The sequence below is a fragment of the Actinoplanes sp. NPDC004185 genome (assembly GCF_053603475.1).
Map to the genome: position 1 here is coordinate 54,955 of NZ_JBSGFR010000039.1, position 21,069 is coordinate 76,023.

Genomic DNA, 21,069 nt, shown 5'->3' on the forward strand with positions numbered 1-21,069 from the left:
GCGTCTCGGGGTGCCCAACCGCATCACCGGGGCTGACGTTCCCGCAGCTTTCAGGCCCGTGCCCGGTCAAGGCCGCGGATCTGCTGCCGGGCGGTCCGGTCGGTCCGGGGTCCTGCAGGCGGGCCGGCCGGCTGGGCGGGCAGCCCGGGCAGGCCGGCGGGCGACGTGTGAGCGGCGCGACGTGCCGGCTGCCCGACGCCCTTGGTCGTCGGCGACGTGGGTGCGGGCTCAGGCCCGGGCAACACCAGATAGTCGATCTGGGCGAGCGTCGACGGCGCGCATCCCGCCCGCCCGGCCGCAGCCGCCCAGCGGTCCGATCAACCCTAGGCGCCGACGGCCTCAGCCATCGACAACGTGGTGCAGGCTAACGCCCAAGCGACGCTAGACAAGCCCGCCGGGGCCAACGACAGCAGCCGGCACCCCGCCACCCGACCGAAGCTTCCCAGCGCTCCGATCAACCCACCCAGACGGCGACGGCCTCAGCCGTCGACAGCGTGGTGCGCGCTCTCGCCCGCGCAACGCCAGACAAGCCCGCCCAGGCCAACGACAGCAGCCCGCATTTCGCCGCCCCGCCAAGACGCCGCGCTTGCAGTTCACCGCCGCCCAGCCGAAGCGCCACGCTCGCTGTTCACCGCCGCGCGGCCGAAGCCGGCGTGCTTGCGGTTTCGCCCTGTTCGCCGTTGGCAGCGCGGCGCTGCGCCGACGCGCGCGGGCTGTCAGGGATGCGCGAACCGCCCGGCGGCGAATCCCTCGGCACGGACCGGCCGCGGCCTCAAACGCCGCGCCACTCGAGCCGACGTTTGCGGTTGGTCACGCCGAGACGCGTAAGGAAGAAAAGACCCAGCCGAAGCGTGCTGGAAAAGGACCCGCGTATGGGAAGAGGCGGATCTGGTTAGCGTTCGGCGGGGCGGGGGGTGATTGTCGGGCGGGGGGCCACCGATCCGGGCTGGCCCGGCGGGCCTGCTTCCAGCCACGAGAGGAAGCCGGTCACCGTGGACTCGGCCATGGCGATCTCGAGCTCGTTGCTGCCTGTGGTGCAGAGCAGGATGACCCAGTGGCCCGGCATGGTCAGGCGTTCCGGGCCGGCCGGCAGGCGGCGGCAGCCGACCGAGAGGGTGCGGCGGTTCAGTACGCGTTTCGGGCGGATGCCGAAGCTGAACATGCGGTGGAAGCGGAGCTCGTCCTCGACGAACTGGCCGATCCCCGACGACCAGCCGCGGCCCGGCACCATGGTGCTGACCCGGACCTGGAGCCGGATGGTGCCGCCGCCGGCCATGAGCAGCCGGCGGCGGAGGAAGATCGCGAGCAGGACGACGAGCAGCGCGACGACGCAGATTCCGATGATCTCCAGAACCCGCATCGTCGGCGTCAGTGCGCGTCGGGGGTGGCGGGGGTGGCGCTCTCGGCGAGGACGGTCACGCCGTTCGCGTCGACGGAGAGGAAGCCGCCCGCTACGTCGTAGGTCAGCTGCTCGCCGCCGGCGAGCTTGACCCGCACCTGGGAGGGCTCCTTGAGCAAGCCCAGCAGCGGGGAGTGACCGGGCAGGACGCCGAGCTCGCCCTCGGTGGTGCGGGCGACGACCATCTCGGCGTCGCCGGACCAGACCTTCTCCTCGACGGCGACGACCTGAACGTGCAGCTGGTTGGCCACGCTGTCTCCTTACGAGGTTGCCTCGGTTTTCGCCGCGGGTCGGCTCGGGAAAGCCGGCGGTTCCAATTGAGGTGAAGTCTAAACGGCTGGGTGACCTGCCGGTGCCTGGGGTGGCGACCGCCACTGCGGACGGGCCCCCGGCGGGCGGATCACAATTTCTGCAGGAAGTCCGGGTGGTCGATCAGGAACGTGGAGATCGTGTCGCTCTGCACCGCGGCGAAGAAGTCCTCGGCGCTGGAATCGAGCGCCTCGCCCTGGTACCGGCCGTTCGTGATCAGGCTGCGGCCGGGCAGCTTCACCAGCGTCATGTCGTCGGCGCGCAGGCTCTTGAGGGCGAGACCCCAGTCGACGACCGAGTGGCCGTTGCCGTCGAAGATCAGCGCGTCGCCGGCCGCCTTGAGCACCTTGTCGAGTTTGACCGGGTTGGTCACCACGTTCTTGCTCAGGGCCTGCGAGGCCATCGCCTTGATGAACTGCTGCTGGTGCCGCTGGCGGTCGTAGTCACTGCGGGGCAGGCCGTAGCGCTGGCGGACGTAGTCCAGCGCCTCCCAGCCCTCCAGGTGGTACGTGCCCTTCTTGTACTGCTTCTGCGGGCCGATGTACGGGTGCTCGCACTTGTTGCTGGCGCACTCCGGACGACGCGGCCGCGGCTTGCCGTTCGGCTGGAGGTGCTCCGACTTCACGTTCTGGTCGATGGTCATCGTGACGCCGTCCATCGCGTCGACGATGTCCTTGAAGCCGTTGAAGTTGATGATCGCGCCGGCGTCGAACTTCTTGATGCCGGTCAGCTTGCTCACCGTCTTGGCCAGCAGGTCGAAGCCCTGGGCCACGTCGTGCTTGCCGCCGCCGATCGAGCTGCCGTACGACATCGCGGCGTTGATCTTCGCCGTGCCGCCGCCGAACTTCGTCTTGTCGAACGGCGGGATCTCGACGCGCAGGTCCCGCGGGATCGAGTAGAGGTAGGCCGTCTTCAGCCCCTTGGGCACGTGCACGACGATGATCGAGTCGGACAGCGGCGCGGTGGTGTCGTTGCGCGGGTCGATGCCGACGAGCAAGATGTTGAGCGGGCCTTTGATGTCGCTGACCTGCTGCTTGGTGGCACCGGAGGCGGCGTTGCCGAAGAGGTCCTTGGTCTGCACCGCGTTCGCATAGCGGGCGACGAGCACCTGGCTCGTGACCAGCGCGCCGCCGCTGAGGACCATCAGGACACAGCCGAAGATGGCGCACAGCCGCGCCCACAGGGGGGCACGCCGGCCGCTCTTCGGTTTCGCGCTCTTCGCCACTCGATCCCCAACCATGCCGGTCGATACCAGCCGCGATCAATGGGCTGATCGCGGGGCCGCGCCACAAGCAGTGCCAAGAGTATCTGAACAACGGAAGAAAACTTCGCGTCCGCGTACCGTCGCACCCGAGGTCAAACGGACAAAACGGGCACTTGGAAACGGATGGGCCGCGCCGGCAACTGCCGGCGCGGCCCGAGATGATCCGTCAGGATCAGCCCTTCATCAGCTCGTGTGCGTTCTTCTCGAGGTCCTCGAGGCCACCGCACATGAAGAAGGCCTGCTCAGGGTAGTTGTCGTACTCACCCTCGCTGATCTTCTTGAACGCCTCGATGGTCTCCTTGAGCGGGACCGTCGAGCCGGGAACGCCGGTGAACTGCTCCGCGGCGTACGTGTTCTGGGACAGGAAGCGCTCGATGCGGCGGGCCCGCTGCACCGTGACCTTGTCCTCCTCGGAGAGCTCGTCCATACCGAGGATGGCGATGATGTCCTGCAGGTCCTTGTACTTCTGCAGGATCCGCTGCACCTCACGGGCGACCGCGTAGTGCTCGGCCCCGACGAACTCGGGCGCCAGGATCCGCGAGCTGGAGGCCAGCGGGTCCACGGCCGGGTAGATGCCCTTGTCGGAGATCGACCGCTCGAGGTTGGTCGTCGCGTCCAGGTGGGCGAAGGTGGTGGCCGGCGCCGGGTCGGTGTAGTCGTCGGCGGGCACGTAGATCGCCTGCAGCGAGGTGATCGCCTTGCCCCGGACCGAGGTGATCCGCTCCTGCAGCTCGCCCATCTCGTCGGCCAGCGTGGGCTGGTAACCCACGGCGGACGGCATACGGCCGAGCAGCGTCGACACCTCGGAACCGGCCTGGGTGAACCGGAAGATGTTGTCGATGAAGAGCAGCACCTCCTGGTTCTGGACGTCCCGGAAGTACTCCGCCATGGTCAGCGCGGTCAGGGCGACCCGCAGGCGGGTGCCCGGCGGCTCGTCCATCTGGCCGAAGACGAGCGCGGTCTTGTCGAGCACGCCGCCCTCTTCCATCTCCAGGATGAGGTCGTTGCCCTCGCGGGTGCGCTCGCCGACACCGGCGAACACCGACGTACCACCGAAGTTACGGGCAACACGGATGATCATCTCCTGGATGAGCACCGTCTTGCCCACGCCCGCGCCGCCGAACAGGCCGATCTTGCCACCGCGCACGTACGGCGCGAGCAGGTCGAGCACCTTGATGCCGGTCTCCAGCATCTCGGTCTTCGGCTCGAGGTCGGCGAACGCCGGCGGCTTGCGGTGAATGCTCCACCGCTCCTGGATGTCCAGGGTGGCCGGGTCGGCGTTGAGAACCTCGCCGAGGGCGTTGAACACGTGGCCCTTGGTCACGTCACCGACCGGCACCGAGATGCCCGAGCCGGTGTCCTTGACCTCGGAGCCACGGACCAGGCCGTCGGTCGGCTGCATCGAGATGGCGCGGACGACGTTGTCGCCCAGGTGCTGCGCCACCTCGAGGGTGAGCGTCTTGGTGCCCTCGGACAGGGTCACCTGGACGTGCAGCGCGTTGTAGATGTCGGGCATGGCGTCGCGGGGGAACTCGGCGTCGACGACCGGGCCGATGACCCGGACTACGCGACCGACACCGGCCTGCGTCTTGGTGGGCTCAGCTACAGCAGTCATCATCCATCACTTCCCGCCGCGGCCAGCGCGTTGGCGCCGCCGACGATCTCACTGATTTCCTGGGTGATCGCAGCCTGCCGCGCGGAGTTCATCTCGCGCGTGTACCGCTTGAGCAGGTCGTCCGCGTTGTCCGACGCGCTCTTCATCGCCCGGCGCCGGGACGCCGACTCGCTGGCCGCCGAGTCCAGCAACGCCGCGTAGATCCGCGTGTTGAGGTACTTCGGCAGCAGCGCGTTCAGCAGCTCCTCGGCCTCGGGCTCGAACTCGTACGCCGGGCGCAGACCGGGCTCGCGCTCGCGCTCCTCGACCTGCATCGGCGCCAGGAAGCGCGCCTCCGCGGCCTGGGTCATGAGCGACTTGAACCGGGTGCTGACGATGTGGAGCTCGTCGACGCCCTGGATGCCGTCCGGACCGTAGTGGCCGTCCTCGTCGTCCGCACCCGCGACGAACGCCTCGAGCAGCGCGTCGCCGATGGCGCGGGCGTCGGAGAACGACGGCCGCTCGGAGAAGCCCGTCCAGCTCGTCTCGATCGCCCGGTTGCGGAACCGGTAGTACCCGACGCCCTTGCGGCCGACGATGTACAGCGCCACTTCCTTGCCGTCCGCCCGCAGGCGCGCCATCAGCTGCTCCGCGGTGCGGATCGCGTTGGCGTTGTAGGCGCCGGCCAGGCCGCGGTCGCTGGTGATCAGCAGGACACCCGCCCGCCGCACCCGCTCACGCGGCTGCAGCAGCGGGTTGTCGACCGACGCGTTGGACGCCAGCGCCGTGAGCACCTGGGTGATCGCCTCCGCGTACGGCTTGGAGGCGGTCACCCGCTCCTGCGCCTTGGCGATGCGGCTGGTGGCGACCAGCTCCTGCGCCTTGGCGATCTTCTTGGTGGACTTGACGGTGCGGATGCGCCGCCGAAGTGCCTGTACCTGACCGGCCATGGCTTAGCTCTCGTCCGTGCTGGACCGGACCTCGCGGGTCACCGTCTCGCGGCTCTCGCTGCCGTCCGCCAGGGGCTCGGCCTGCGCCTCGTTACCGACGTTGCTGCCGGTCTCGCCCTGCTTGAACAGCACCTTGAACTCGTCGACGCCGCTCTGCAGGGTCTCGACCTGCTCGTCGGTCAGCTGACCGGTCGACTCGATCGCCGTGAAGGTCTCGCTGCGGTTGCGCTTGATCCAGTCGAGCAGCTCGGCCTCGAAGCGCTTGACGTCGCCGACCGGGATGTCGTCGAGCTGGCCCGTGGTGCCGGCCCAGATGACGACGGTCTGCTCGGCCACCGACAGCGGCGAGTACTGCGGCTGCTTGAGCAGCTCGACCAGGCGGACGCCCTTCTCGAGCTGCGCCCGCGACGCGCGGTCCAGGTCGGAGGCGAAGGCCGAGAAGGCCTCCAGCTCGCGGTACTGGGCCAGGTCGAGGCGGAGCCGGCCGGAGACCCGGCGCATGCCCTTGACCTGCGCCGAACCGCCCACGCGGGACACCGAGGTGCCGACGTTGATGGCCGGGCGCACACCCGAGGCGAACAGGTCCGACTCGAGGAAGATCTGACCGTCGGTGATCGAGATGACGTTGGTCGGGATGTAGGCCGAGATGTCGTTGGCCTTGGTCTCGATCAGCGGCAGACCGGTCATCGAGCCGCCACCCAGCTCGTCGGAGAGCTTGGCGCAACGCTCGAGCAGACGGCTGTGCAGGTAGAAGACGTCGCCCGGGTACGCCTCGCGGCCCGGCGGGCGGCGCAGCAGCAGCGACACGGCGCGGTACGCCTCGGCCTGCTTGGTCAGGTCGTCGAAGACGATCAGGACGTGCTTGCCGTTGTACATCCAGTGCTGCCCGATGGACGAGCCGGTGTACGGGGCGATGTACTTGAAGCCGGCCGGGTCGGAGGCCGGCGAGGCCACGATCGTGGTGTATTCCAGCGCGCCCTGGGCCTCGAGCGTGCCCCGGATGCTGGCGATCGTGGTGGCCTTCTGGCCGATGGCGACGTAGATGCAGCGGACCTGCTTCTGCGGGTCGCCGGACTCCCAGTTGGCCCGCTGGTTGATGATCGTGTCGAGCGCGACCGTGGTCTTACCGGTCTTGCGGTCGCCGATGATCAGCTGGCGCTGGCCGCGGCCGATCGGCGTCATGGCGTCGATCGCCTTGATGCCGGTCTGCAGCGGCTGCTTCACCGGCTGGCGGGACATGACGTTCGGGGCCTGCAGCTCGAGCTCGCGGAAGCCCTCGCTCTCGATCGGGCCACGGTCGTCGATGGGCTCGCCCAGCGCGTTCACGACGCGGCCCAGGTAGGCGTCGCCGACCGGGACCGACAGGACCCGGCCGGTCCGCTTGACCTGCTGGCCCTCCTCGATGTGGGTGTAGTCACCCAGGACCACGGCGCCGATCTCGCGGACGTCGAGGTTCAGGGCGACACCCAGGGTGCCGTCCTCGAATTCGAGCAGTTCGTTCGCCATCGTCGAGGGCAGACCCTCGACGTGCGCGATGCCGTCGCCCGCATCGGAGACGATGCCGACCTCCTCACGGGAGACCTCGGGCGAATAGGACGAGACGTAGCGCTCTAGCGCCCCCCGGATCTCGTCCGAGGAGATGGTCAGCTCGGCCATCCTCTGCCTTCTCTAGTCGGCTCGGGGCGTCGCCGCCGCCGAGGGCGTGCTCGGGACGTCGCCGCCACCGAGGGGAAAAACTATTTAGCGAACGCCTGCCGGGCTTCGTTGAGTCGCCGCAGGATCGTGCCGTCGTAGAGGTCGGAGCCGACACGGACGCTGACACCGCCGATGATGCTCGGATCCACATCGACCTTCAGCGACACCTGCCGACCGTAGATGTCGGACAACTTGGCGGCGAGCCGCTGCTCCTCGGCGTCGTCGAGGAGCTTGGCGACCGTCACGTACGCGACCTGACGGTCCCGCTTCGCGGCGGTCAGCTCGACCAGCCGGCTCAGCGAGGTCTCGAAGCCGCGGCCGCCGAATCCCTCGAGGGCCACCTCGATGAGCCGCCCCGTGCCCAGCCGGACCTTGCCTTTCAGCAGGTCCCGGACAAGCTTAACGCGACGGTCGATCGATGCGCCGGGATCGCCGAGCGTGACGGCCAGCTCGGGGTCACCCGACACGACCTGCCCGAAGCGGAACAGCTCGTCCTCGACCTCGGCGAGTTCGCCCGCCTTCTCGGTGGCCGCCAGCACGGTGTCGACGCCCAGGCGCTCCACCGCGTCGAGCAGCTCGGCCGGCCGGCTGAACCGGCCGTTGGCCAGGGTCGCCACCGCTTCCACGGCGGTCTCCCCCAGCTTGCCGGCGAGCAGCGAGCGAACCAGCTCGGCCCGGTCGGCACCGCTGCGCGACGGATCGGTCAGGGCCCGGCGCAGCCGCGGCTGGCCGCGCAGCAACCGCGCCACCGACAGGATCTCGTCGGCGGCCGTGGCCAGCTGCGCGGCGGTGGCCGTCCGGGTGTCCGCGGTCAGCTTGTCCACGGCCGCGGCGTACGACTCCCGGTTGACGGTCGCCATCAGCGCCGCCCGGTGCCCGTGCCGGCACCCAGCTCGGAGATGAACCGGTCGACCGTGCCCCGGCTGCGCGCCTCGTCGGCGAGCGACTCGCCGACGATCCGGCTGGCCAGGTCAACAGCGAGCGTGCCCACTTCGGAGCGCAGGTCGCGCACGATGCTCTCGCGCTGGGCGGCGAGCTGGTCGCGCCCGGCCGCGATGATGCGGTCGGATTCCTCCCGGGCTTTGGCCAGGACGTCCTGACGGATGCCCTCGGCGTCGGCCCGGGCCTCGTCACGGATGCGCGCGGCCTCCGTACGAGCCTCCGACAGCTGCGCGCGGTACTGCTCGAGCAGCTCGTTCGCCTCGGCCTGGGCGGCTTCGGCGCGCTTGAGGCCACCCTCGATCGCGTCGACCCGCGCCGCGAACGTCTTCTCCATCATCGGGAAGACGAACTTCATCAGCACGAAGCAGAGCAGGGCGAACGCGACCGTACCGACCACGATCTCTTCCCACGCGGGAATGATCGGGTTGTGTTCAGTTGTCTCGCCGCCCTCGGCGGCCAGGTACGCAAGCATGGGAGCTCCGTTCCGCAAGGGGAGAACTAGCCGACGTTCGGAGCCAGGTTCTGCCAGATGAAGCCGAACGCGATGCCCAGCAGGGCCAGCGCCTCGATGACGGCGAAGCCGATCCAGACGTACGGCAGGGTCAGACGCGAGGACTCCGGCTGACGAGCGGTCGACTGGATGTAGGCGGAGAAGACCAGACCGACACCGATGCCAGGACCGATGGCGGCGAGGCCGTAACCGATGGCGGCGGTGCTACCCACAACTTCGGCGAGAATCATTGCTCAGTTCCTCCTGGTATCTCGCGTGACTGTCACGCGGGACGACAACGGGGTGGTACTCGAACAGCTCAGTGCTCGTCGGCGAGCGCGCCCTGGACGTAGCTCGCGGTCAGCACCGTGAACACGTAGGCCTGGAGCACGATCACCAGGAACTCGAGGAAGGTCAAAGCGATCGTCATGATCCACGACACGATCGAGAACGGCGTGAACCACACGTTCGCGCTGACCATCGCGAAGCCACCGAGCGTGAACACCAGCAGCAGCATGTGGCCGGCGAACATGTTGGCGAAGAGTCGGACCGCCAGCGAGAACGGGCGGACCATGAAGTTCGAGAAGAACTCGATCGGGATCAGCAGCGGCAGGATGAACCACGGCGCCGGCGGGATGAGCGCGGCCTTCATGTACTTGAAGAAGCCGCCGTGGTGCCGGATGCCGACGTAGATGAACATCACGTAGCTGATGACCGCGAGGATCGCCGGGAACGCGATGTGCGAGTTCGGCGAGATCTGGATCAGCGGCACGATGCTGAAGAAGTTGTTCAGCAGGATGAAGCAGAACAGCGTCGTGAGGTACGGCGCGAACGCGACACCTCGCGGCCCGATCATCTCGACGGCGATGTTGTTGCGCACGAATCCGTAGAGGCTCTCGGCGAGCCACTGCTTCTTCGTGGGCACCAGCTGCGGCTTCCGGTACGACACCAGGAAGTAGACGATGATCAGAGCAACGGCCACCCAGATCAACAGCGTGATCTTGGTGAACCAGTACGAGTCGTGAGCGCCCCACGGCAGGATGCTGGGCAGGTAGAAGTCCTCGACGCTGGGCGGGAACTCCGCTGCGAGGACCGTCGACTGACCGATCACCGTAGCCCTTTCCTGTCAGGCGCCGAGACGGCGCACGATGAGGTAGACACCGCCGGCGATACCAACGACGGCGCCGATTCCGGCGAAGATGCCCTTGGTGCCGACGTAGTGGTCGACCAACCAGCCGATCCCGCCCCAGACCAACATGCCCCCGAGGAGATAGCTGACCGCCGTCATCCCCTGGCCCGTGTCGGGCGGGTTCTGACCGTCGTCGCCGTGGGGGTTGCTGGGAGGTTCTTGACCGGTCATGACGGCCCGAACGATATCAGCAGGTAAGACGAAGCTAAGCGGGACCCCCCGCACAACCGCAGTTGTCCAGGCGTCAGGGGTCTCGCAACTCGGCAACACGGTACTCCCCCTCCGCCAGAACCGGACACCTTTGTCGTGCGTCAGTCACCGGTTCGTGGACAGAGCCCACCCAAAGCGGCACTGACCAGTCGAAACGCCGGTGCTGAAGATCACTTGGAGAGGCTCGTGCGAGCCACCCACCAGATCTGCACAGCCGTCCAGCCGAGCACGCCGGCGACGATCCCCCAGCCCATCGCGAGCCGGCCCGGCCACTCCGAGGAGATCACAAACACCATGATCACGCCGAGCAACGCGTACTTCACCACGTACGTCAGCAGCCCCAGCGGCATCACCAGGGCCGGGCGCACGGTGTCGGCCCAGGCGAACACCAGGGTCGTCATGGTGAAGCTGACCGTCACGACGCCCACGCCGGCCGCGGCACCCACCGCGGCGTCGGCGCCACCGGCGAAGAAGCCGACCGACGCCGCGCAGATCATCAGCGCGACCGAGAACGCGGTCAGGAAGGGCAGGTGCTCCACCCGCCAGCGCGGGTCCTCCGGCAGCGGCGGCAGATCCGGCAGCGGGCGGTTGTCGTCGTCGTAGTCGTCGCGCGCCGGCGCCGGCGGAGCCGGGACCACGCGGTCGGCGGAGTCGTTCACGCCGGCACCCCCGCCCGGTCGTACGCCGGGAAGGCGCGGACCAGCTCGGCCACCTCGTCGGCGACCTCGCGCAGCTGCGTGGCCCCGCCGACCGAGGCCGGGTCCGCGCGCACGGCCACAGCGATCAGCCCGGCGATCTGGCGCATCTCGCCCTCGCGCATGCCCTGCGTGGTGACGCTGGGAGTGCCGACCCGGATACCCGACGCCGTCATGGGCTGCTCCGGGTCGTACGGGATGGCGTTCTTGTTCAGGGTGATCCGGGCGCGGTCGCAGCGCGCCTCGGCGTCGCGGCCGCTGACCCCGGTGTCGCGCAGGTCGACCAGGGCCAGGTGGGTGTCGGTGCCCCCGGAGACCGGACGCATCCCCTCGGCGGCCAGCCCGGCGGCCAGCGCCTGGCTGTTCTTGACCACCTGGTGCGCGTACGACTGGAAGTCGGGCAGCGCCGCCTCCCGCAGGGCGACGGCCTTGGCGGCGACGGCGTGCATCAGCGGCCCGCCCTGGGTGAACGGGAAGACGGCCTTGTCGATGCGTGCGGCGAGCTCCTCACGACACAGGATCATGCCTCCCCGTGGTCCCCGCAGCACCTTGTGGGTGGTGCAGGTGACGACATCGGCATGCGCTACGGGCGACGGGACGGCCCGGCCGGCCACCAGCCCGATGAAGTGCGCGGCGTCGACCATGAGGTAGGCACCCACCTCGTCGGCGATGTCGCGGAACGCCTTGAAGTCGATCAGCCGCGGGTACGCCGTCGCGCCGCAGACGATGAGCTTGGGCCGGTGCGCCTGGGCCAGGTCGCGGACCTCGTCGTAGTCGATCAGCTCGGTGTCGCGGCGCACGGTGTAACCGACCGGGTGGAACCACTTGCCGGAGAAGTTGACCCGGCTTCCGTGAGTCAGGTGACCGCCGTGCGGCAGCCCCATGGCCAGCACTGTGTCGCCCGGCTGGATCAGCGCCGCGTACGCCGCCATGTTCGCCGACGAACCGGAGTGCGGCTGGACGTTGACGTGCTCAGCGCCGAACAGCTCCTTGGCCCGGTCGACCGCCAGCTCCTCGGCCCGGTCGACCTCGGCGCAGCCGCCGTAGTAGCGCCGTCCCGGATAGCCCTCGGCGTACTTGTTGGTCAGCGTCGAGCCGAGCGCGGCGAGCACGGCCGGTGAGGTGAAGTTCTCGCTGGCGATGAGCTGCAACCCGCCGCGCTGGCGGGTCAGCTCGCCCAGGATCACCTCGGCGATCTCCGGGTCCTCGTGCTCGAGCGCGCCGAAGTCGGGACCCCAGAAAGTCTCCATGACGCGCTCCCTCACCCCTCGGCGACGCTGCCGAGATCGAGCATATGGCTTATGGGGGCCTGCCTGCGGGCACAGTGGTGGTATGCGTTGTCTCGTCACGGGCGCCACCGGATACATCGGTGGCCGCCTGACGCCCCGTCTGCTCGATGCTGGCCACTCCGTCGTCTGCCTGTCCCGCAGCGCCGCCCGGCTTCGCGACGTGCCCTGGGCCGGCCGGGCCGAGGTGGTGGAGGGCGACCTGTCCGACCCCGGCACGCTGCCGGCCGCCTTCGAGGGCGTCGACGTCGCCTACTTCCTCATGCACTCACTCGGGCAGCCGGACTTCGAGCGCATCGACCGCGAGGCGGCGCACAACTTCGCCACCGCGGCCAAGGCGGCCGGGGTCAGCCGGATCGTGTATCTCGGCGGTCCCGAGCCGCCACCCGACGAGCATCCCTCGGCTCACCTGCGCTCCCGGGCCGAGGTGGCGAAGATCCTGCTGGACAGCGGGGTGCCCACGGCGGTGCTGCGGGCGCCGGTGATCATCGGGTCGGGCTCGGCGTCGTTCGAGATGCTGCGCTACCTGACCGAGCGGCTGCCGATCATGATCACCCCGCGCTGGGTGCGCAACCGGATCCAGCCGATCGCCGTCCGCGACGTGCTGCGGTACCTGATCGGCGCGGCCACGCTGCCGGCCGAGGTCAACCGGGGCTTCGACATCGGCGGGCGGGACGTGCTGACGTACCTGGAGATGATGCGCCGCTACGCCCGGGTCGCGGGCCTGCGCCGCCGGATCATCCTGCCGCTGCGCCCGCTGAGCCCGTGGCTGTCGGCGCACTGGGTGGGTGCGGTCACGCCCGTGCCCAACGCGATCGCCCGTCCGCTGGTCGGCAGCCTCATCCACGAGGCCTTCGCCCACGAGCACGACATCGCCCAGTACATCCCCGACGACGGTCTGCTCGGCTTCGACGAAGCGGTGCGGCTGGCGCTGGGCAAGGTCCGCGCCGCGAACGTGGAGACCCGCTGGTCGAACGCGGTGGGCGCGGACGCCGCGGCCGAGCCGCTGCCCAGCGATCCGGACTGGTCCGGCGGGAGCATCTACGTCGACGAGCGCACCCGCGAGGTGGCCGCGCCCGCGAAGGCGCTGTGGCGGGTCATCGAGGGCGTCGGCGGGGAGAACGGCTGGTACTCGTTCCCGCTGGCCTGGTCGGTGCGCGGCTGGATGGACCGGCTCGTCGGCGGCGTCGGCCTGCGCCGCGGCCGGCGCGACCGCAACCACCTGCTGGTCGGCGAGGCGCTGGACTGGTGGCGGGTCGAGGAGATCAAGCCGGGTGAGCTGCTGCGGCTGCGGGCCGAGATGAAAGTGCCGGGGCGGGCGTGGCTGGAGATGTCGGCCGAGCCGGGACCGGACGGGACGAGCGTCTACCGGCAGCGGGCCATCTTCGTGCCGCGCGGGCTGGCCGGGCACGCGTACTGGGCCAGCGTGGTGCCGTTCCACGGGGTGATCTTCAGCGGCATGGCCCGCAACATCGCCAACCAGGCCACCCGCTGACTCATCGGGCGGCGCGGCTCAGCCGGTCGCGCACGGCCAGCCAGTCCTCGGTCTCCGGGGGACGCTGCACGATGATCGTGCCCACCCCGGCGTCGTCCAGGCGGTGCAGGGCGGCGTAGAGATCCGCGGCGTACTCGCGCGGATCGCCGCTGAGCACCTCCGCCGCGTCGTAGTCGCCGGCCGTCTCGAAGCTGAGCACCGCGACCGGGGCGGCCAGGCCGGTGCGGTCCACCGTTTTCACGTCGTCGACGAGCAAAACCGCCGCCTTGGGCGCGTAGTGCCGCCGGCTCATGCCGGGCGAGGGCCGGGCCGTGCCGTCGGCGACCGCCTCGGGCAGCGCGATCGCGCCGGTCACCTCGCGCAACGGGCGCAGCGCCAGTGCACCCGGGCGCAGCAGCGTGGGCGTCGGCGTGGTCAGGTCGAGCACCGTCGACTCGATGCCCCACGAGGCCGGGCCGCCGTCCAGCACCAGCGGCACCTCCGGCAGGCTGCGCAGCACGTGCTCGGCGGTGGTCGGCGAGATGCCCTCCGAACGGTTCGCGCTGGGCGCCGCCAGCGGCAGGCCCGAGGCCTCCAGCAGCTTCAGGGCGACCTCGTGCGCGGGCACCCGGATCGCGATCGTCGACGTCGGGGCGCCCACCTGCGGCAGGTGCCCGGCCCGCTCGACGACCAGCGTCAGCGGGCCCGGCCAGAACTGCGCGGCCAGCTCGTTCGCGGCGTCGGGCCACTCCCGGGCCAGCGCGCGGGCCGCCGCCACGTTGGCCACGTGCACGATCAGCGGGTTCCAGGACGGGCGGTTCTTCAGGCGGTAGACCTCGGCCACGGCCTTGGCCGAAAAGGCGTGCGCGCCCAGGCCGTACACGGTCTCGGTGGGGAACGCGACGACGGACTCGTCCCGCAGCAGCTCCACCGCGCGGCGCAGACCGCCGGCGTCCGGTTCGACGATCGTCACGCGGACCTCGGTGCTCCCGGCAACAGGACGTCCACCAGCGGGTACAGCGCCTCCTCGATGGTGTCGCCGATGCGCTGGAACGTCTGGTCGCCGCGGCCCCACGGGTCGTCGAGGTCGTCGCCGGGCTGCGGCTCCGACTCGCCCCGCAGCCGCGCGGCCGCCGCGACCACGGCGGCGGCCCGGGCGGCGAAGGTCTCCGGGTCGGTGCCGGCCGGCGGGAGCGACCCGGACTCCAGGTCGCGCAGCAGCCGGGCCAGGTGCCCGAGGACGAACGTGCGGGCGTCCGCGCCCGGCACCAGGGCGTGCACGTAGTCGCTCTGGTCGGCCGTCGCGGTCAGGATCAGGTCGGCCTCGTCCAGCTGGGCGCTGGTCAGCTTGCGGGCCAGGAAGCCGTCGGTGCTGCCCCCGCGCAGGGTGATCTGCCGGGCCGCGGGCGGGTTCATCTCCTCGCCCTCGTGCCAGCCGCCGGTGCCCGCGCTGACACTGCGCAGCAGGTCACCGAGCTGGGCGTCCGGATCGAGCTTGCCGAGGCGCTGAGCGGCGGCCAGGACCAGCAACCGCTCGGCCATCGGCGACCGGCAGATGTTGCCCATGCACACGTGCAGCACTGTGAACGGCATCGTCAGGACTCCACGGCCAGAATGTCCGGGACGACGTCGCGCAGCTTCTCGTACGGGATCGCGCCGTTGCGCAGCACCCGGGGCACGTCGCCCGTGACATCGACAATCGTGCTCGGAGCCGGGTCGGCGGCCGCCCCTGCCTCCAGGTAGACGCGGACCGCATACTCCAGCTGGTCGCGGGCTTCATCGGCGGTGGCGGGGGCCGGCTGACCGATCTTGTTGGCCGTGGTGACGGCCATCGGGCCCACCTCGCGCAGCACCTCCAGGGCGACCGGGTGCAGCGGCATCCGGACCGCGACCACGCCGCCGGTGTCGCCCAGGTCCCACTGCAGGCTGGGCGAGTGCTCGACCATGATGGTCAGCGCGCCCGGCCAGAACGCGTCGGCCAGCTCGCGCGCCGCCCGGGGCAGCGAATAGACCAGGCCGTCCAGCGTGTGCCGGGAGCCGACCAGCACCGGCGGGGGCACGCGCCGGTCCGCGCCGCGGGCGTTCTGGAGGGCGTTGACGGCATGCGCGGTGAACGCGTCCGCGCCCACGCCGTACACGGTGTCGGTGGGCAGCACGACGAGTTCACCGCTCTTGACCGCCTCGACAGCCGCGGCAATGCCGCGATCCCGCTCGGCCACGGCCCGACAGTCGTAGAGCATCACAAGTTGCAGTGTGCCATGGCGCGCACGAAGTGCCCTACACGCGGCGGGCCGTCGCATATCGTGGGCGACCGGTCAGGTCCTGATGGGCGTCGACCGCGGTGAAGCGTCCGTCGGCGCGCAGCAGCTCCGGCACGGCCGCCGCATGGACGTCGTCGTGCTCGATGCCGAGCACGCCGCCCGGCCGCAGCAGCACTGCGGCCAGCGCGATCACCGGCCGGATCACGACCAGGCCGTCCGCGCCGCCGAAGACCGCCTCCGCCGGGTCGTGGTCGGTCACTTCCGGGGGTACGGCGGTCCCGTCCGGCACGTACGGCGGGTTGCACAACAGCACGTCCACCATGCCCCGGCACTCGGCCAGCAGCTCCGGATCTGTCACGTCACCCGGCACCACCCGGACTACAGGAAACGCCGCGGCATTGCGGTGCAGATACCCGAGCGCCGCCGGGGACCGTTCCACCGCGATGACCCGGCCCGGCGCGGCCTCGTCGGCGACCGAGCACGCGATGGCGCCCGTACCGCTGCACAGGTCGACCACCGTGGCACCCGGCGCGGTGTGCTCGATCCCCCAGCCGGCCAGCAGCTCGGTCTCCGGCCGGGGCACGAACACGCCCTCGCCCACCGCCAGCTCCAGATGCCGGAAGGCGGCTGTGCCGAGCAGGTGCTGCAGAGGGATGCGCTGCGCCCGCTGCTCGACGAGCTCGGTGAGCCGGTCCGCCTCGTCGCCGCGCACCGTGTCGATCAGCAGCAAGCGGCCGCGCCCCACCCCGAGAACGTGTGCGGCGAGCAGTTCGGCATCGACGCGCGGCGACGAAACGCCCGCCCCGGCCAGCAGTGCGGTGGCCTTGGCCAGCACCGGGGCCAGGCGCGTCCGTTCCGTTCCGGTCGAGGGGTGTTCGTGCGTCGGCGTCACGGCATAATCATGGAACGTCGTCTCTCGACGGTGACCGGCCGGGTCACTCGGCGATGAACGGCGTCGGCGGGAGGGGCCTGGATGGCCGTGGCGGCACCATGACGTGGCTCGATCAGCTCGGCGACAACGTTGACGACCTGCGTACGGCGGGCAAGCTCCAGCAGGGCGGCCGGTCCGCGGAGGCGTTGACGATCCTCGACAAGGTGCTCGCCCGCACGACCGACCCGCTGACCCGGGCGTACGCGCTCGTCCAGCGGTTCGGCGCACTGATCAACCTGGGCCGGGTCGCCGAGTTCGCCACCGCGATGACGCTCGCCTCGAACGCGGTCCGGGAGACCTCCGACCCGTATCTGCGTGGTCAGATGCACGCCTTCGCGGCGCTGGGCGCCCACCTGCAGAGCGCCCTGGACCGCGGGGTCACCCACCTCGTGCAGGCCTCGCGGGCACTGGCGGCGGTGCCGGACGGCGACAGCGAGACGGCGTGGGGCTGGCACGACCTCGCCATGGCGTACAGCTATCTCGGTTTTCACGGCCACGCGCTGACCGCGATCGAGCAGGCCCGGCAGGTCGGCGCCGCGGCCGGCATGGCCGGCGAGGTCTTCGCCGCGCCGGGCATCCGGCTGCGCAACGCGGTCTCGCTGGACCACCAGGGCGACACCGACGGCTGCCTGCGGGTGCTGCGGGACATCGACGCGGAGCTGACCCGGTACGTCGCCACCGGCGCCGACGTGCGGCTGCGCCCGAGCAGCCGGCCGGTCTACGGCTACGCGCTGGCCCGCCGGGCGGCCCTGGGCGAGTCCACCGAGACCGACGTGGCCGCCCTGCTGACCGGCGGCGGCGACAGCGTGCGCTCCCGCGACCTGCGGCACCTCGGCACGGTCTGCCTCGACATCGCCGCCGACAAGGCCGGTGACGCGCTGCGCAAGCTCGACGCCGTACCGGTCTCCCAGGAGATCCTCGGCCCGGCCGAACCGGCCCGGCTGCGCAGCATCTGCCACTCCTCGGCCGGCGACCACGAGGCCGCGCACGCCGCCGACCGGCACGCTTTCCGGCTCGCCGCCCAGCGCATCGACCGGCTCCGCGACGGTTACCTGGACGGGGTCGCGGCCCGCCTAGACGCGGAGGAGACCCACCGCGACATGGGCCGCTACGGCGACGAGAACCTCACCGACCCGCTCACCGGCCTGCCCAACCGCCGCCAGCTCGAACGCTACGTGGCGGCGATGCTGGCCCGCGGCGAACGCGCGGCGATCGGCGTCTGCGACCTGATCGGCTTCACCGCGGTCAACGCCCGGCACGGCCGGCACTGCGGCGATCTGGTGCTGCAGCGCATCGCCGGCGTGCTCAACCGGGTCATGCGCCGCGGCGATTTCGTGGCCCGCTTCGCCGGCGACGAGTTCGTGGTGGTGCTGCCGGGCGCGGGGCCCACTCAGGCGGCCGAGGTCTCCCGGCGGATCAGCGCGGCCGCCGCGGCGGAGAACTGGCAGGTCCTGGTCCCGGGCACGCCGATCGGCCTGGCCGCGGGCTGGTCCGAGGTCGGCACGAACGGCCGTACGCTCAGCGCCGCCCTGGCCGCGGCGGCTTCGCACCGGACCCCCGCATAGGACGCCGAAGTCCTACGCTCGAGCAATGGCGGTGATCGAGCTCGGGCTCGTCGGTGCGGAGGGCGACGAGCAGGACGCCCGGCCGGACCGGCGCCCGCTCGGCCGGCGGGATCTGCGGTCGTTGCTCGTCGCCGTCGTCACGGCCGTCAGCGTGCTCACCGTGACCGGGTCGGCGCGGCCCGACCCGAGCGGGCTGACCGAGCTCTGGAGCATCCCGTTCGAGCTGGGCAGCGGCGCCTACATGCTCACCCCGGACACCGTCTACGTGCTGACCCAGCCGGGGCAGGATCGGCTCAGCGCCTACGACCTGCGGACCGGCGGGCTGCGCTGGTCGCGTCCCGCACCGGACGACAGCAGCTGGCTGAGCGGCATCCGGGCGGGCGCGCTGTTGCTGCCGGCCGGGCTGTCGACCGCGATGTACGAGGACGCCGACGGCTCCACCGTGACCCGCGAGCTCAGCCGGGACACGGTCGCCGTGGACGCCGGCACCGGCCGCCTGCTCTGGCGGCAGACCGGCGAGCTGATCAACGCCGAGGACGACCGGGCCCTGCTCTCCGAATGGAACGAGGCGGGCGACAAGATCACCACCTTCCGGGCCGTACGGCTCAGCGACGGCAGCACGATCTGGTCCCGCCCGGCCGGGGACATCGGTTCCTGGGCCACCGACAACGCACCCGGCGCGAAAGCCGAGCGGCTGGTGACCGTGACCGCGCAGGGCCGGGCCGAGGTGCTGGACCTGGACGACGGCTCGCTCGTGACCACCGGCACGTTCCCGTGGCGGCCGGAGTCGGCGTCCGAGAACGACTACACGACGGTGACCGTGGACGGCGCACAGCTCTATCTGGAACGCAACGAGGGCGACGCGTCGACAGTCACCGCCTACGACACCGACACCCTGCGGCAGCTCTGGCGCGTCGACCGGACGGCGCCGGGCGGTGCCTACGGCTGCGGCCCGGTGGTCTGTCTCAACGGGACGAACGACACCACCGGTCGTGACCGGACGACCGGCGAGGTGCGTTGGCGGATCCCGGGTGCGGCCAACGGTTTCCCGCTGCTCGACGGTCTGCTGCTGGTCGGTGACGACGAGACCGGCGCGCGGCACCGCCTGGTCGACACCGCCACCGGCCGGCAGCTCATCGACCTGGGCACGGCGATGCCGGTCTGGGACCATCGGCTCCGGGGCACCCGCTATGTGGTCGCCCGCGCCCAGAATGCCACCAACCTGACGCTGATCAGCCAGATGGATCCGCGATCGGGCCAGGTCCTGCTGCGCGGCACCGTGGCGGCGGTGCTCGACTTCGGCTGTCAGAGCAGCGGCGACGTGATCGTCTGCGAGACCGGGGACAACCGGCTGATCGTCACGGACGTCGGCTGATCTCCGTCTCACCGGCCAGCCGGGCCGCCCGGTCGGCCTCCGCCAGCGCGTCGAGCACCGGGTCCAGCTCCCCGCCGAGAACCAGATCCAGGTTGTACGCGGTGTAGCCGATCCGGTGGTCGCTGATCCGGTTCTGCGGGAAGTTGTACGTCCGGATCCGCTCCGACCGGTCCACCGTGCGGACCTGCAGCTTGCGGGCGTCGGAGGCGGCCGCGTCGGCCTGCTCCTGGGCCATGGCGAGCAGCCGGGACCGCAGGATGCGCATCGCCGACTCCCGGTTCTGCAGCTGGCTCTTCTCGTTCTGGCAGCTCACCACGGTGCCGGTGGGCAGGTGGGTGATGCGGACGGCGGAGTCGGTGGTGTTGACGGACTGGCCGCCCGGACCCGACGACCGGAACACGTCGACCCGGATGTCGCCCGGCTCGATGTGCACGTCGACGTCCTCGGCCTCGGGCAGCACCAGCACCCCGGCGGCGCTGGTGTGGATCCGGCCCTGCGACTCGGTGACCGGCACCCGCTGCACGCGGTGCACGCCACCTTCCCACTTGAGCCGCGACCAGACGCCGTGGCCGCCCTCGGGCACACCCTTGGTCTTGACCGCGACCGAGACGTCCTTGACCCCACCAAGGTCCGAGTCCTGCGCGTCGATGACCTCGACGACCCAGCCGTGCTTCTCCGCGTAGCGGGTGTACATCCGCAGCAGGTCGCCGGCGAACAACGCCGACTCCTGGCCACCCTCACCGGCCTTGATCTCGACGATCACATCCTTGGCGTCGTGCGGGTCGCGCGGGATGAGCATCTCGCCGAGCTTCTCCTCCAGCGGCGCCAGCACGGCGGCGACCGCCTCGACCTCGGAGGCGAACGAGGGGTCCTCGGCAGCGAGCTCCTTCGCGGCGGCCAGGTCGGCGCGGGCGGCCTCCAGCTCGGCGTTGGCGGCATAGAGCGGCGCCAGCTCGGCGAAGCGCCGCCCGACCCGCCGCACCAGGGCCTGGTCGGAGTGGATGGAGGGGTCCTCCATCTGCTTCTCGAGCTGCGCGTACTCCTCGAGCAGGGTCGACAACCGGTCTGTGCTCACGCCGCGCCTCCTTCACTGGGGATCGAACACACGAACGGCGCCCGACCCCGGATTCCGGGGTGGGCGCCGTCGAGGTAGCTACTTCTTCTTGGTCGCGTTGACCTTCGCGTACTTGGCCTGGAACTTGGCGACCCGGCCCGCGGTGTCCAGCACACGCTGCTTGCCCGTGTAGAACGGGTGGCAGGCGCTGCAGGTCTCGACGCGGATCTCGCCGCCCTTGGCGGTGCTGCGGGTCGTGAAGGTGCTGCCGCAGGAGCAGATGACCTCGGTCGAGGTGTACTCCGGGTGGATACCGCTCTTCATGGTTACTCGGTCCCTCTCGATGAAGTGGTCGCCGGGTCGCCGTCAGCACCGAACCGCCCCGC

22 protein-coding genes are annotated in these 21,069 nt (G+C 70.7%); 3 read left to right on the plus strand and 19 right to left on the minus strand.

The window, feature by feature from the left end; genetic code table 11:
- Positions 1-892: 892 nt before the first annotated feature.
- The 13 genes from ACWEOZ_RS32535 to ACWEOZ_RS32595 all read right to left on the minus strand — a co-directional run bounded on the left by ACWEOZ_RS32535 (position 893) and on the right by ACWEOZ_RS32595 (position 11,987).
- Positions 893-1,360, minus strand: coding sequence for a DUF2550 domain-containing protein (locus tag ACWEOZ_RS32535; RefSeq protein ID WP_451914496.1), 468 nt, complete (start codon positions 1,358-1,360; stop codon positions 893-895).
- Positions 1,361-1,368: 8 nt separating this feature from the next.
- Positions 1,369-1,650 (minus strand): F0F1 ATP synthase subunit epsilon, encoded by a 282-nt coding sequence (locus ACWEOZ_RS32540; protein WP_212994031.1) that lies wholly within the window; start codon positions 1,648-1,650, stop codon positions 1,369-1,371.
- A gap of 149 nt (positions 1,651-1,799) precedes the next feature.
- Positions 1,800-2,948, minus strand: a complete 1,149-nt coding sequence (locus tag ACWEOZ_RS32545) for an LCP family protein (protein WP_451914497.1) — start codon at positions 2,946-2,948, stop codon at positions 1,800-1,802.
- 196 nt (positions 2,949-3,144) lie between these two features.
- Entirely contained in the window at positions 3,145-4,587 is a 1,443-nt protein-coding gene (gene atpD / locus ACWEOZ_RS32550) for a F0F1 ATP synthase subunit beta (protein WP_451914498.1), read from the minus strand.
- Entirely contained in the window at positions 4,587-5,516 is a 930-nt protein-coding gene (locus tag ACWEOZ_RS32555; RefSeq protein ID WP_451914499.1) for a F0F1 ATP synthase subunit gamma, read from the minus strand. The genes atpD and ACWEOZ_RS32555 overlap by 1 nt, the downstream gene beginning before the upstream one ends.
- Positions 5,517-5,519: 3 nt before the next feature.
- Positions 5,520-7,172 (minus strand): F0F1 ATP synthase subunit alpha, encoded by a 1,653-nt coding sequence (gene atpA, locus ACWEOZ_RS32560; RefSeq protein ID WP_451914500.1) that lies wholly within the window; start codon positions 7,170-7,172, stop codon positions 5,520-5,522.
- Positions 7,173-7,252: 80 nt separating this feature from the next.
- Positions 7,253-8,074: a F0F1 ATP synthase subunit delta gene (locus ACWEOZ_RS32565; protein WP_451914523.1), complete on the minus strand. Its 822-nt coding sequence runs from the start codon at positions 8,072-8,074 to the stop codon at positions 7,253-7,255.
- Positions 8,071-8,625, minus strand: a complete 555-nt coding sequence (locus tag ACWEOZ_RS32570) for a F0F1 ATP synthase subunit B (RefSeq protein ID WP_451914501.1) — start codon at positions 8,623-8,625, stop codon at positions 8,071-8,073. Before ACWEOZ_RS32570 ends, ACWEOZ_RS32565 begins: the two co-directional genes overlap by 4 nt.
- A 26-nt stretch (positions 8,626-8,651) precedes the next feature.
- Positions 8,652-8,894 carry an ATP synthase F0 subunit C gene (locus ACWEOZ_RS32575; RefSeq protein ID WP_203775387.1) on the minus strand — a complete coding sequence of 81 codons (243 nt, stop codon included), beginning with the start codon at positions 8,892-8,894 and terminating at the stop codon, positions 8,652-8,654.
- Between the two features lie 68 nt (positions 8,895-8,962).
- Positions 8,963-9,754 carry a F0F1 ATP synthase subunit A gene (gene atpB / locus ACWEOZ_RS32580; protein ID WP_451914502.1) on the minus strand — a complete coding sequence of 264 codons (792 nt, stop codon included), beginning with the start codon at positions 9,752-9,754 and terminating at the stop codon, positions 8,963-8,965.
- A gap of 15 nt (positions 9,755-9,769) precedes the next feature.
- Positions 9,770-10,003 (minus strand): AtpZ/AtpI family protein, encoded by a 234-nt coding sequence (locus ACWEOZ_RS32585; protein WP_360550274.1) that lies wholly within the window; start codon positions 10,001-10,003, stop codon positions 9,770-9,772.
- Between the two features lie 209 nt (positions 10,004-10,212).
- Positions 10,213-10,701: a hypothetical protein gene (locus tag ACWEOZ_RS32590; RefSeq protein WP_451914503.1), complete on the minus strand. Its 489-nt coding sequence runs from the start codon at positions 10,699-10,701 to the stop codon at positions 10,213-10,215.
- Positions 10,698-11,987 carry a serine hydroxymethyltransferase gene (locus ACWEOZ_RS32595; RefSeq protein ID WP_451914504.1) on the minus strand — a complete coding sequence of 430 codons (1,290 nt, stop codon included), beginning with the start codon at positions 11,985-11,987 and terminating at the stop codon, positions 10,698-10,700. The genes ACWEOZ_RS32590 and ACWEOZ_RS32595 overlap by 4 nt, the downstream gene beginning before the upstream one ends.
- Before the next feature lie 82 nt (positions 11,988-12,069).
- Here ACWEOZ_RS32595 and ACWEOZ_RS32600 point away from each other — a divergent pair, with 82 nt between their 5' ends.
- Entirely contained in the window at positions 12,070-13,518 is a 1,449-nt protein-coding gene (locus ACWEOZ_RS32600) for an SDR family oxidoreductase (RefSeq protein ID WP_451914505.1), read from the plus strand.
- Between the two features lies 1 nt (position 13,519).
- On the opposite strand, the gene ACWEOZ_RS32605 is transcribed toward ACWEOZ_RS32600, so the two are convergent.
- The 4 genes from ACWEOZ_RS32605 to prmC are packed head-to-tail and all read right to left on the minus strand — an operon-like array spanning position 13,520 to position 16,650.
- Positions 13,520-14,470, minus strand: coding sequence for an L-threonylcarbamoyladenylate synthase (locus ACWEOZ_RS32605; protein ID WP_451914506.1), 951 nt, complete (start codon positions 14,468-14,470; stop codon positions 13,520-13,522).
- A complete protein-coding gene (locus ACWEOZ_RS32610; RefSeq protein ID WP_451914507.1) occupies positions 14,467-15,090 on the minus strand; it encodes an arsenate reductase/protein-tyrosine-phosphatase family protein in 624 nt (207 codons plus the stop codon). Before ACWEOZ_RS32610 ends, ACWEOZ_RS32605 begins: the two co-directional genes overlap by 4 nt.
- Positions 15,091-15,092: 2 nt before the next feature.
- Complete coding sequence (locus ACWEOZ_RS32615) at positions 15,093-15,737, minus strand: L-threonylcarbamoyladenylate synthase (RefSeq protein WP_451914508.1); 645 nt, start codon at positions 15,735-15,737, stop codon at positions 15,093-15,095.
- Positions 15,738-15,774: 37 nt separating this feature from the next.
- Positions 15,775-16,650, minus strand: a complete 876-nt coding sequence (gene prmC / locus ACWEOZ_RS32620; RefSeq protein WP_451914509.1) for a peptide chain release factor N(5)-glutamine methyltransferase — start codon at positions 16,648-16,650, stop codon at positions 15,775-15,777.
- A 98-nt stretch (positions 16,651-16,748) separates the two neighbouring features.
- Between prmC and ACWEOZ_RS32625 the strand changes: the two genes are divergently transcribed.
- Together ACWEOZ_RS32625 and ACWEOZ_RS32630 are read left to right on the plus strand one after the other, a co-directional pair.
- Positions 16,749-18,254 carry a diguanylate cyclase domain-containing protein gene (locus ACWEOZ_RS32625; protein ID WP_451914510.1) on the plus strand — a complete coding sequence of 502 codons (1,506 nt, stop codon included), beginning with the start codon at positions 16,749-16,751 and terminating at the stop codon, positions 18,252-18,254.
- Between the two features lie 25 nt (positions 18,255-18,279).
- Positions 18,280-19,629, plus strand: coding sequence for an outer membrane protein assembly factor BamB family protein (locus tag ACWEOZ_RS32630; protein ID WP_451914511.1), 1,350 nt, complete (start codon positions 18,280-18,282; stop codon positions 19,627-19,629).
- On the opposite strand, the gene prfA is transcribed toward ACWEOZ_RS32630, so the two are convergent.
- Together prfA and rpmE are read right to left on the minus strand one after the other, a co-directional pair.
- A complete protein-coding gene (gene prfA / locus ACWEOZ_RS32635; RefSeq protein WP_451914512.1) occupies positions 19,613-20,704 on the minus strand; it encodes a peptide chain release factor 1 in 1,092 nt (363 codons plus the stop codon). The genes ACWEOZ_RS32630 and prfA overlap by 17 nt on opposite strands.
- Before the next feature lie 78 nt (positions 20,705-20,782).
- Positions 20,783-21,007: a 50S ribosomal protein L31 gene (gene rpmE / locus ACWEOZ_RS32640; protein ID WP_212994012.1), complete on the minus strand. Its 225-nt coding sequence runs from the start codon at positions 21,005-21,007 to the stop codon at positions 20,783-20,785.
- Between the last annotated feature and the right edge of the window lie 62 nt (positions 21,008-21,069).

Bases quoted from the DNA above. Each gene is read 5' to 3' on its own strand.
- ACWEOZ_RS32595 (WP_451914504.1), bottom strand. From the start codon at position 11,987: ATGGAGACTTTCTGGGGTCCCGACTTCGGCGCGCTCGAGCACGAGGAC.
- ACWEOZ_RS32570 (WP_451914501.1), bottom strand. From the start codon at position 8,625: ATGCTTGCGTACCTGGCCGCCGAGGGCGGCGAGACAACTGAACACAAC.
- ACWEOZ_RS32575 (WP_203775387.1), bottom strand. From the start codon at position 8,894: ATGATTCTCGCCGAAGTTGTGGGTAGCACCGCCGCCATCGGTTACGGC.
- ACWEOZ_RS32585 (WP_360550274.1), bottom strand. From the start codon at position 10,003: ATGACCGGTCAAGAACCTCCCAGCAACCCCCACGGCGACGACGGTCAG.
- rpmE (WP_212994012.1), bottom strand. From the start codon at position 21,007: ATGAAGAGCGGTATCCACCCGGAGTACACCTCGACCGAGGTCATCTGC.
- atpA (WP_451914500.1), bottom strand. From the start codon at position 7,172: ATGGCCGAGCTGACCATCTCCTCGGACGAGATCCGGGGGGCGCTAGAG.
- ACWEOZ_RS32615 (WP_451914508.1), bottom strand. From the start codon at position 15,737: ATGCTCTACGACTGTCGGGCCGTGGCCGAGCGGGATCGCGGCATTGCC.
- ACWEOZ_RS32545 (WP_451914497.1), bottom strand. From the start codon at position 2,948: ATGGTTGGGGATCGAGTGGCGAAGAGCGCGAAACCGAAGAGCGGCCGG.
- atpD (WP_451914498.1), bottom strand. From the start codon at position 4,587: ATGACTGCTGTAGCTGAGCCCACCAAGACGCAGGCCGGTGTCGGTCGC.
- ACWEOZ_RS32630 (WP_451914511.1), top strand. From the start codon at position 18,280: ATGGCGGTGATCGAGCTCGGGCTCGTCGGTGCGGAGGGCGACGAGCAG.
- ACWEOZ_RS32610 (WP_451914507.1), bottom strand. From the start codon at position 15,090: ATGCCGTTCACAGTGCTGCACGTGTGCATGGGCAACATCTGCCGGTCG.
- ACWEOZ_RS32600 (WP_451914505.1), top strand. From the start codon at position 12,070: ATGCGTTGTCTCGTCACGGGCGCCACCGGATACATCGGTGGCCGCCTG.
- ACWEOZ_RS32625 (WP_451914510.1), top strand. From the start codon at position 16,749: ATGACGTGGCTCGATCAGCTCGGCGACAACGTTGACGACCTGCGTACG.
- ACWEOZ_RS32555 (WP_451914499.1), bottom strand. From the start codon at position 5,516: ATGGCCGGTCAGGTACAGGCACTTCGGCGGCGCATCCGCACCGTCAAG.
- ACWEOZ_RS32535 (WP_451914496.1), bottom strand. From the start codon at position 1,360: ATGCGGGTTCTGGAGATCATCGGAATCTGCGTCGTCGCGCTGCTCGTC.